This is a genomic window from Parafrankia sp. Ea1.12, assembly GCF_900465275.1.
In the GTDB taxonomy this organism is placed as follows: Bacteria; Actinomycetota; Actinomycetes; order Frankiales; family Frankiaceae; genus Parafrankia; species Parafrankia soli.
Window position 1 is genome coordinate 18,218 of the sequence record NZ_UBIZ01000359.1, and the last position, 9,899, is coordinate 28,116.

The 9,899-nt window shown below is 71.4% G+C and carries 7 protein-coding genes; 4 read left to right on the top strand and 3 right to left on the bottom strand.

Going from position 1 to position 9,899, the window contains the following annotated elements:
- Window positions 1-261: 261 nt before the first annotated feature.
- Genes FMEAI12_RS19965 through FMEAI12_RS19975 form a run of 3 tightly spaced genes read left to right on the top strand, consistent with a single transcriptional unit; the run spans window position 262 to window position 5,254 of the window.
- A complete protein-coding gene (locus FMEAI12_RS19965) occupies window positions 262-1,542 on the top strand; it encodes a glycosyltransferase family 2 protein (protein ID WP_112107298.1) in 1,281 nt (426 codons plus the stop codon).
- Complete coding sequence (locus FMEAI12_RS19970; RefSeq protein WP_235014225.1) at window positions 1,539-4,121, top strand: right-handed parallel beta-helix repeat-containing protein; 2,583 nt, start codon at window positions 1,539-1,541, stop codon at window positions 4,119-4,121. The genes FMEAI12_RS19965 and FMEAI12_RS19970 overlap by 4 nt, the downstream gene beginning before the upstream one ends.
- Window positions 4,118-5,254, top strand: coding sequence for a hypothetical protein (locus FMEAI12_RS19975; protein ID WP_112107300.1), 1,137 nt, complete (start codon window positions 4,118-4,120; stop codon window positions 5,252-5,254). Before FMEAI12_RS19970 ends, FMEAI12_RS19975 begins: the two co-directional genes overlap by 4 nt.
- A 33-nt stretch (window positions 5,255-5,287) precedes the next feature.
- Here FMEAI12_RS19975 and FMEAI12_RS19980 read toward each other — a convergent pair whose 3' ends face one another.
- The 3 genes from FMEAI12_RS19980 to pgi form a co-directional block, all read right to left on the bottom strand.
- The gene (locus FMEAI12_RS19980; RefSeq protein ID WP_235014226.1) at window positions 5,288-5,548 is read right to left on the bottom strand and encodes a hypothetical protein; all 261 of its coding nucleotides are present in this window, start codon (window positions 5,546-5,548) and stop codon (window positions 5,288-5,290) included.
- A 507-nt stretch (window positions 5,549-6,055) separates the two neighbouring features.
- Complete coding sequence (locus tag FMEAI12_RS19985) at window positions 6,056-6,403, bottom strand: STAS domain-containing protein (protein ID WP_071064975.1); 348 nt, start codon at window positions 6,401-6,403, stop codon at window positions 6,056-6,058.
- Window positions 6,404-6,565: 162 nt separating this feature from the next.
- Window positions 6,566-8,218: a glucose-6-phosphate isomerase gene (gene pgi, locus FMEAI12_RS19990; RefSeq protein WP_071064976.1), complete on the bottom strand. Its 1,653-nt coding sequence runs from the start codon at window positions 8,216-8,218 to the stop codon at window positions 6,566-6,568.
- Window positions 8,219-8,617: 399 nt separating this feature from the next.
- Here pgi and FMEAI12_RS19995 point away from each other — a divergent pair.
- On the top strand, window positions 8,618-9,899 hold a 1,282-nt coding region (locus FMEAI12_RS19995; protein ID WP_146776736.1), incomplete at its 3' end, for a serine/threonine-protein kinase.

The window sequence follows — 9,899 nt, forward strand, 5'->3', positions numbered from 1 at the left end:
CGACAGGTAGCCGATTGACTACCTAACGTTGACGGTTTGTCGTTACCGGTGCCCGGGTACAGTGATCAGTTACGCCCTGTCCCGACCACTGCTAATGTCTGCTTCGTCTATCAATGGATAGACATCAGCGACCACCGGCGGGGGTGCGGTGGGGACCTGAACCATCCGGCTGGCGCGCCGGATGGTTCGTACACGTCCCAACACGCTTCCCCATGACCCTGGCGTTCTCGGTGGCCTGCAGCTGGGGGGGCAACACACAAGATGGAGTGGTTCGGCGTCGCGATCGATTTCGTTCGCGATCATCGATCTCTGGTCCCGATCGGGATCGCGGGCGTTGTCTCCTGGGTGGTGTGGCTCACTCGCCGCCTGCTCTCCACCCGGTACCGCCCCGTCCGGAACAACTTCCGAGCCAGCACCTCGGTGATCGTTCCCTCGTTCCGGGAAGACCCCGACGTCCTCATCCGGTGCCTGGAGACCTGGCTCTCCCAGCAGCCGGACGAGATCATCATCATCCCGGACGTGGAGGACACCGAGCTCATCGCGAGGCTCGCCCAGCGCGCCGACCCGACGGTCCGCGTGATCCCGTTCGTCCACGAGGGCAAGCGCTCGGCGCTCGGGGTCGGACTGTCCGCGGCGACCAAGGACATCGTCGTACTCTGCGACTCCGACACCGCGTGGGAGCCGGGACTGCTCGCCGCGGTGCAGATGCCGTTCGTCGACCCGCAGGTCGGCGGGGTCGGAACCCGGCAGAACGTCTACGAGCCGCGCAGCAGCGTGTGGCGGCGGGTCGCGAACTGGCTCGTCGACATCCGCTACCTCGACTACGTGCCGGCGCAGGGCCGGGTCGGCGCCGTCGCCTGCCTGTCCGGGCGCACGGCGGCCTACCGGCGCTCGGCGATCCTGCCCGTGCTGCACAACCTGGAGCACGAGTTCTTCCTCGGCCGGCGGTGCATCGCCGGTGACGACGGCCGGCTGACCTGGCTGGTGCTCGCGTCCGGCTACAAGACCATGCACCAGCACACGGCGCACGCGATGTCGATGTTCCCCGACAACCTGCGGGCCTTCATCAAGCAGCGGGTGCGCTGGAGCCGGAACTCCTACCGGACCTACCTGACAGCCATCTACAAGGGCTGGCTGTGGCGGCAGCCGCTGATCACCCAGGTCAGCGTGCTGCAGATCGTGCTGACGCCGGTGACCATGGGTGTCGCGATGACCTACTTCATGCTGTGGATGTTCCGGCCGGAGGCGAACGCCCCGATCATCGCGATCGCCTGGCTGCTGCTCGGGCGGTTCATCCGCGGGCTCTCCCACCTCAAGGAGCACCCGCGGGACGTCTTCATCCTCCCGCTCACCGTGTTGATGATCATCGTCGTCGCGCTGCCCATCAAGACCTGGGCGTTCGTGTCGATGAACAAGCAGGGCTGGCTGACCCGGCGCTCCGACCTCATCGGCGGGGAGGGCCAGACCGACGCCTCCACGCGAACCAGCCCGGCCGCGAGCCCCCGCCCGGCGACGGCGACCGCGACGGGTGGTACCCGATGAGGCCCCCGCACCTGGCCGGATCGCCGTTCCCGGTCGGCCGCCCGGTCACCGCGCGGGTCCCGTCCTGGATACGGCGGGCGGCGCTGACCACCCTCGCGGCGGCCGCGATCGGGGGCGGTGGCCTGCTGACGGCCGTCCCCGCGCACGCCGAACCGGTGGCGCCGCTGCCCCCGGTCAGCTCGGCGGACGCGAAGAAGCAGTCGAACCTCGTCGACGCCGAGGACATCCGGCTGCGCTCGATGTTCGAACGTTTCGGGGTACTGACCGCGCCGACGCTCGTCGAGGTCGCGGGCAGCCTGCCCACCCTGCTGCTGCCGGCGCGTCAGGCCCCCTACACCGCGGGGGACGTCGTCGCGGCCGGCGGCGGGCGCCGCGAGGTGGACGGCGCCGTGCTGTTCACCGCGAACGTGCTGGTCGGCCCGCAGGCCCGGCTCGTGATCGATCCCAGCGTGACCGCGTTGCGCCTGGCCAGCGGCGCGTCCGGGTTCGCCTCGGTCGCCACCTGGCGCGGCGGGCTGGAGTTCGCCGGGCGGTCCCCGGAGCAGCCGCTGACCGTCGTCGGATGGGACGTTCAGAACCTCGAGCCGGACAAGCTCACCGTGGACGGCCGCGCCTACATCCGCACCATGGGCGGCGAGCTGATCATGCGCAACACCAGCGCCAACCACCTCGGCTTCTGGAACGGCCGGACCGGCGGCGTGGCCTGGACGGGAAGCAAGGGCGAGCCGAGCACGGGCGGCGCGGCGAACTCGACCCTGAGCGACAACATCTACGGCGCGTACGTCTCCGGCAGCGAGGGCATCCAGATGGTCGGTGTGCGCCTCACCGACAACGAGCGCTCCGGCCTGGCCGTGCACCGCGACGCCATCACCACGCTCGTGTCCGGGGTGACGGCGGCCCGCAACCACGGCGACGGCATGACCATCGACCGTGCCTCGGGCTCCCGGGTGATGCGCAGCACCGTGAATGACAACAGCGGCGACGGCATCTCGCTGGACGGCCGTGGCCTCGGCGTGGTCGCCACCGCGACCGGAGTCCAGGTCAACCAGATCAAGGACACCCTGATCGAGGAGAACACCGTCTCCGGCAACGGCCGGTACGGCATCCGGGTCGTCGGCGGCGAGAACACCGTCGTCCGCACTAACACGATCAGCGGCGGCCAGCTCGGCATCGTCGTCAAGAGCGGCGCCAACGGCACCCAGATCACAGGGAACAAGGTGACGGGGGCGGAGGAGGCCGGCATCCAGATCGGCCCGGACGCCCGCCGCACCGCCATCGTCGACAACAAACTCGCCGACGGCCGCCTCGGCGTGATCACCCAGGACGCCCTCACCACCATCGTCAGCCGCAACCAGGTGAGCGGCGCCACCGACTTCGCCATCACGCTGCGTGGCGTCTCGGACGGCAGCACGATCCAGCACAACACCCTCGCCGGCGAGGGCTGGCGCGCGGTCGACACCCGCAAGGCGGTCGGGATCAACCCGCGCGACGTGCACAGCAACAACTCCGACGCCTGGGTGTCACGCGAGCCGAAGCACTGGTACACGCTGATCCGCCGCCATCCCGCCCTCATCGTGTGGGGCCTGGTGGCGCTGTTCCCGCTCGCCGGCTGGTGGGCGCGGCGGCGGGCCCGGCGCCGTCCGCCGCAGCACCCCTACCCCGAGTCCGAGCTGCTGGTCCGCCGCCTGACCGGGGGCACGATGCGCCCCGATCCCGCCTTCTCCGGCATCCCCGACCAGCGGACGGAGTCCTCGGCGGTCCATTCGCCCGCGGGCACCGCACTTCCCCGGGTGCCCGCGGAGCGCTACCCCACGCCGGGCCGAGTGCGGCCGACCCCGGCCAGGGCTGACGCGGGCGTCCTGGCCCCCGCGGCACCCGTGCTCACCGCGGCGAGCCCGGCGGGGGCTGCCCTGGACGTCCAGCCAGCCCCCGGCGGTCGGGCCAGGCCTGGCTCCCGCCGCCGCGCCGGCGCGGCGGAGCCGGGTCGATCCCCGGCACGGCCACGGTCCGCGACGGCCGGCTCCGGCGACACGGCCGCGCTCCGTACGGGTGGCGCCGGTACCGGTCACTCCGGTACCGGCGACCTTGACGGCGACCGCAGTGGCACCGACGACGTCGGCGCCGCTCTGTCGCCGGCCGCGACACTGACTCCGGCCGCCGCGCCGATCAGCGAGGACGCCCACCCGACCCTGCGCGGCCTGCGTTTCTACCGCACCCCCCGGGACCTGTCGGTCGGACCGGACATGTCGGCGGGAGAGGTCACGACCGAGATCACGACACGGCCGTTCGACGGCGCCGACCACCTCGCCGGTCCCGCCCAGTGGCCGCGCGCCGAATGGGAGCAGGCGCCGGAGCCGGACCCCTACTGGTCCGGCAACCAGGGCCCGGACGGCCAGTGGTCGGACGGGCGGATCACCAGTGCCCCGATCCCCGACACCCGCCAGCCGATGGCGGATCACGGCGCCCAGCCGGCGATGTCCGGGCCCGGTCCGGACGCCGACGGGAACCTCGAGATCATCGATCCGGTGGGCACGGCGCCAGGTCGCCGCCGCCGTTCCAAAGGGGGAAACAACAGGTGAGGACCATCTCGCCGGGACGATCCCGGCGACGAGCCGCGGTGCTGCTGACGGCCGGCACGCTCGCGGCGGCGTCGGTCGCCCTGACCGCCTGCGGCTCCGGCGGCGGCGGTGCAGGCCCGCAGCCCAGCGCCACGCCGTCCGCCGGCACCGGGACGGCCGCCCCGTCCAGCGCCCCGGCGACCGCGGCCGCCGACCCGTTCGCGACGGCAGCGCCCGTCGCCGCGGAGCGGCCGGTCGCGTGCCCTGCCGGCGGGACCACCGTCAACAACGGCGGTGACCTGCGCAGCGCCCTGTCCGCGGCGAAGCCGGGGGCGATCATCCGGATGACGGACGGCGTCTACACCGGGGGCTACAAGCTGGCCGCCTCGGGCACCGAGGCCGCGCCGATCTGGCTGTGCGGCTCGCCCAAGGCCGTCCTCGACGGCGAGGACGACACGGACTACGTACTGCACCTGGACGGCGCGTCCTGGGTACGGGTGGTCGGCTTCACCGTGCGCAACGGCCAGAAGGGCGTGATGGCGGACCGCGTCCAGCACTCGATCATCGCCCAGCTGCAGGTGAACACGATCGGCGACGAGGCGATCCACCTGCGCACGGCGAGCTCGGACAACCTGGTCGTCGGCAACGTCATCCGCGACACCGGGAACCGGCGGGAGAAGTTCGGCGAGGGCGTCTACGTCGGGAGCGCGCACAGCAACTGGTGCAAGTACACCGACTGCGGGCCCGACCGCAGCGACCGCAACTCGGTCATCGGCAACGACATCGCCGGCACGACCTCGGAGAACATCGACATCAAGGAGGGCACGAGCGGCGGGGTGATCCGCGGGAACACCCTGTCGTCGGACTCCCTCGCCGAGGCCGACTCGTGGATTGACATCAAGGGCAACGGCTGGCTGATCGAGGACAACACCGGCATCGGCGGCGGCACTCTGGAGGACGGTTTCCAGACCCACGTCGAGCAGGAGAACTGGGGCCGGCAGAACACCTTCCGCCGCAACCGGCTCCCGGTGAACGCCAAGGGCTACGGCGTCTACATCCACGAGGGTGCCGACGCCCAGAACATCGTCAGCTGCGACAACCAGGTCAGCGGGGCGTCATCGGGGCCGTCCAACATCGACTGCTCATCCGCCTGACGCGGGGCGCGCGCCAGATCCAGCAGGTCCGGCTCAGGGCACCATTGCCCTGAGCCGGACCTGTTCCTGCAGCCAGTAGAGCTCCTGCGCCCACAGGCGGAGCCGGGCGACCGCCGTGAGCTGCGCCAACAGCGCCCGGGCGACGACCGGCCTGGCCAGATTCTGCGGCGACTCCGGCGGCCACTGCCAGTCGGCGGCGTCCTGGGCCGCGCGCCGGTAGGCCGCTCCACGCAACGCGACCTCCGCCAGGGCGAAATCCACCTGCTCGGTGACCATCGCGAGGCGGGCGCGCATGTCCTCGGTACTGACGGTCGGACCTCCCCCGCCGGCGGAGAGATCGGCGCGTCGCACAGACATGGTGAAGGAAGGGTACGAGGAGTTGGGCTGGGAGCACAGCACCGGATAGCCCACACTCTGGCGACCTGACGCACCGGGTGGGTGATTACCCGGCTCGGGTGAGTCCGGATCCGCACCGCCCCCCGCACGTGAGGCGACCGCTGGTTCGGGTAGGCGGACCTGCGGGGACACCGATCCGGATCCCCGACGGCCCGACCACTGGGGGCACTGGTGGACCTGACATCACCCGCGATTCTGATCATGCTCGGCTTCCCGCTTCTCGCGATGGCCGGGATGTTGATGATGAGCCGGGTCGAACGCAGCCTCACCGTCACCGGCCGCGCCGCGCGGACGATCGCCGAGGTGGGCCCGCCGCTCGCGCTGGCGGCGGGGATCACGCCGGGCGGCGGCGACGGCCCGAGCAGCGGCCTGCACGGCGGCTTGAACGAAGGCTTCGACGGCGGTTCAGTGGCCGCGGCGGCGGCCGGCCTCCTCGACGCGAAGCCGGCCGGCGAGCCCGGTCTCGCGGACGAGCTCGGCGAACGCCGGCGCGGCCGCGCGAATACGCAGCTCGGCGTGGACGCGACGGAGCAGGAGATCCGCCCGGAGCAGGGCGGCGAGACCAGCGATGTCGATCGCCCGAAGTTCGGCCACATCCACCGTCACCACTCCGCCGCCCCGGCCCAGCAGCTCGCCGACCTGCTCGCGGAAACGTAGCCTGCCGACCGTGTCGAACTCGCCCCCGAGCTCGATCACGACGTCGTCCCCGGTCCGCCGCACGGTCATCCGCGTGGCTGTCGCGTCGACCCGCATGCGTGCGCCCCCCGGGATCTCCATCCGTCGCAGCACGGGCCACCGCCCCGTGAGTCGATTACAGAGAGTAACATAGATCAAGGAATCGTTAAACCTTGATGACTAATTGACGACGCCCAGCCCAGTCCAGCCCGCGACCGGACTGGACCGGGCGGTCGCGGCTCAGACCGACCGGAACAGGTTGATCAGCGCGTTGGTGGAGCTGTCGTGCCGCGGGGACGCCGACGGGTCGGTCAGCTCGGGGATGATCCGTCCGGCCAGCACCTTGCCCAGCTCCACGCCCCACTGGTCGTAGCTGTTCACCCCCCACACGACGCCCTGCGTGAACACCTTGTGCTCGTAGAGGGCGACCAGCTGGCCCAGGGCGAAGGGCGTCAGCTTCGGCGCCAGCAGGGTGTTCGTCGGACGGTTTCCGGCGAACGTCCGGTGCGGGACGAGGCCGGCGTCCACCCCCTCGGCCGCGACCTCCTCCGCCGTCCTGCCGAAGGCGAGGGCCTCCGTCTGGGCGAAGAAGTTGGCCATCAGCAGGACGTGCTGGTCGACGTCGCCGACACCGGGGTGGTTGGGCGCGAGGAAGCCGATGAAGTCGGCCGGGACGACCGTCGTCCCCTGGTGCAGGAGCTGGAAGTAGGCGTGCTGACCGTTGGTTCCCGGGGTGCCCCACACCACCGGGCCGGTCGGCACCGGTACGGGCCGGCCGGCCAGATCAACTGACTTGCCGTTACTCTCCATGTCCAGCTGCTGCAGGTACGCCGGGAAGCGGTCCAGGTACTGGCTGTAGGGGAGCACGGCGTGGCTCTGGGCGCCGAAGAAGTCCCGGTACCACAGCCCGAGCACGCCGAGCAGAACCGGCAGGTTCCGTTCGAACGGGGTGTTCCGGAAATGAACATCCATCGCGTGGAATCCGGCCAGCATCTCCCGGAAGTGGTGCGGGCCGATCGCGACCATCAGAGCGAGACCGATGGCGGAGTCCATCGAGTACCGGCCGCCCACCCAGTCCCAGAACTCGAACATGTTGGCCGTGTCGATGCCGAACTCGGCCACCTTCTCCGCATTCGTTGACACGGCAACGAAATGGTGCGCGACGGCGTCCTGGCCGAGCGCGGCGGTGAGCCAGGCCCGCGCGGCGCGGGCGTTCGCGAGCGTCTCCAGCGTGGTGAACGTCTTCGACGCGACGATGAAGAGCGTCCTGGCCGGATCGAGGTCGTGGGTGGCTTCCCAGATGTCCGTCGGGTCGACGTTCGAGACGAACCGGACGGCGATCGAGCGGTCGGAGTAGTCCCGCAGCGCCTGGTAGGCCATCGCGGGCCCCAGGTCGGAGCCGCCGATGCCGATGTTGACGACGGTCGTGATGTGCTCGCCGGTCGCCCCCGTCCACACCCCGGAGCGGACCCGGTCGCAGAACGCCGACATCCGGTCGAGCACGGCGTGCACCTCCGGCACCACGTCGACGCCGTCCACGTGGATGCTGGTTCCGAGCGGCGTGCGCAGCGCCACGTGCAGCACCGGCCGGTTCTCGGTGACGTTGATGCGCTCGCCGCCGAACATCGCCTCGATGCGCGCGCCGAGGCCGGCGCGACGCGCCAGCGCGAGCAGCAGTTCGACCGTCCGGGCCGTGACGATGTTCTTGGAGTAGTCGAGCCGAAGGCCGTCCGCCTCGACGGTGAACGAATCGGCGCGGCCCGGATCATCGGCGAAGAGCTTCCGCAGGGTCACCCCGGAGATCTCCGCGTGGTGCGCGGCCAGCGCGGCCCACTCCGGGGTCCGGTCGACGACCGTTCCAGCGGCGAGGGCGGTGGACTCGGTGTTCGCCATGACGTTGGAGGCCCTTCCTCGGAGGAGTGCTGTCGTGTGCCGCGCCGTCCGCGCGCCCACACGGCCGAACACCTGTCGACGACGACCAGCATGGTGCAGTCGCGCATCTGACGCGCCCGTCGGGTCCCTGCGAGGGGCGGAATGTGGGGGAACAGGCCGTAGGATCGCCGAGAACGCGACGAAGAACACCAAAAGACCGCGGTGCACCCACGCGACCGCGTCTCGCCCGATGAACCGCCCGATGAACCGAGGTGGAACCAGCGCCATCCAGCGCGGCGACTAGTACGAACAACACGCGGGACAGCCCACGCACGACCCGCACGATGTGGCCCTCGGGATGTCACCACCGCGTGGTGATCGTGGTGACGCCCCGGCAGCCGGTGACGGACGGAACCGACCTTGCTTATCGACAGATCTCTCGTGGAGGCGGCGCTCCCCGGATACGCGGTCGAGGGGGACCTCGGCAAGGGGGGCTACGGCCTCGTTCTCGCCGGGCAGCACCGGCTGATCGGCCGCAAGGTCGCGATCAAGATCCTCCTTGACACGACCGACGACCCCGACCTGCGCGCCCGTTTCCTCTCCGAGGCCCGCGTCCTGGCCGAGCTCGACCATCCGCACATCGTGCGCATCCACGACTACGTGGAGCACGAGGGAACCTGCCTGCTGGTGATGGAGCTGCTCTCCGGCGGCACCCTCAAGCAGCGGATGACCGCCGGGAAGCTCTCCCCGGAGACGATCTGCGCCGTCGGCGTCGCCGCGTCGGCAGCGCTCGCCACCGCGCACCGCCAGGGCGTGCTGCACCGCGACGTCAAACCCGACAACATCATGTTCGACGGCGCCGGGCTGCTCAAGGTCACCGACTTCGGCATCGCGAAGATCTTCGACGGCGCGGAGACCACGGCCAGCGCCATCCTGGGCACACCGCGCTACATGGCGCCCGAGCAGATCATGGGCGCCCGGCTGTTCCCCGCCACCGACCTGTACGCGCTGGCCGGCGTCCTCTACGAGATGTTCGCCGAGCGGCCGCTGTTCGGACGTCCGATGGCGGTGCAGCCGCTGACCCACCACCACCTGACCGTGATGCCCAACCCGCTCACGACGGTGCCGCCGGCGATCTCGGCGGTCATCATGCGGACCCTGGCCAAGGACCCGGGCGCCCGCTTCTCCGACGCCTCCGAGTTCGCCCTCGAGCTGGCCCGCGCCGGCACCGGCGCGTACGGGCCGAACTGGGTGGCGCGCTCGGACGTCAAGCTGCGGGTGGACGACGAGATCCGCGGCGTGATCGGCGGCTCGACCACCTCCGGGAACTCCGGCGGGTTCCCGGCCGCCACGCGCCCGGGCGGCTATCCGGGTCCTGGTGGTCCTGGTGGTCCTGGCAGGCCCGGCGGGCCCGGTTACGCGCCCGGGCAGCCGGGCGGCCCCGGTTACCGCGGCCCGGTGCCGGGCTCCGGCCCGCAGCAGCCCGTCGGCGGCGGCTTCGGGCCCGGCGGGCCCCGGCCCAACCAGCAGATGCGCCCGACCGGCGGGCATCCGTCCACCTCGGGCTTCCCCGGCGCCACGCCGGTCATGCCCGGGCAGGGTGTGCCGGGCGGTCAGGGCCGGCCCGGGCCGACTCCCGGAACGCCCCCTGGCGGCTGGCGCGGCTACGGCCAGCCCGGCGGGGCCACCCCGCAGCCGATGC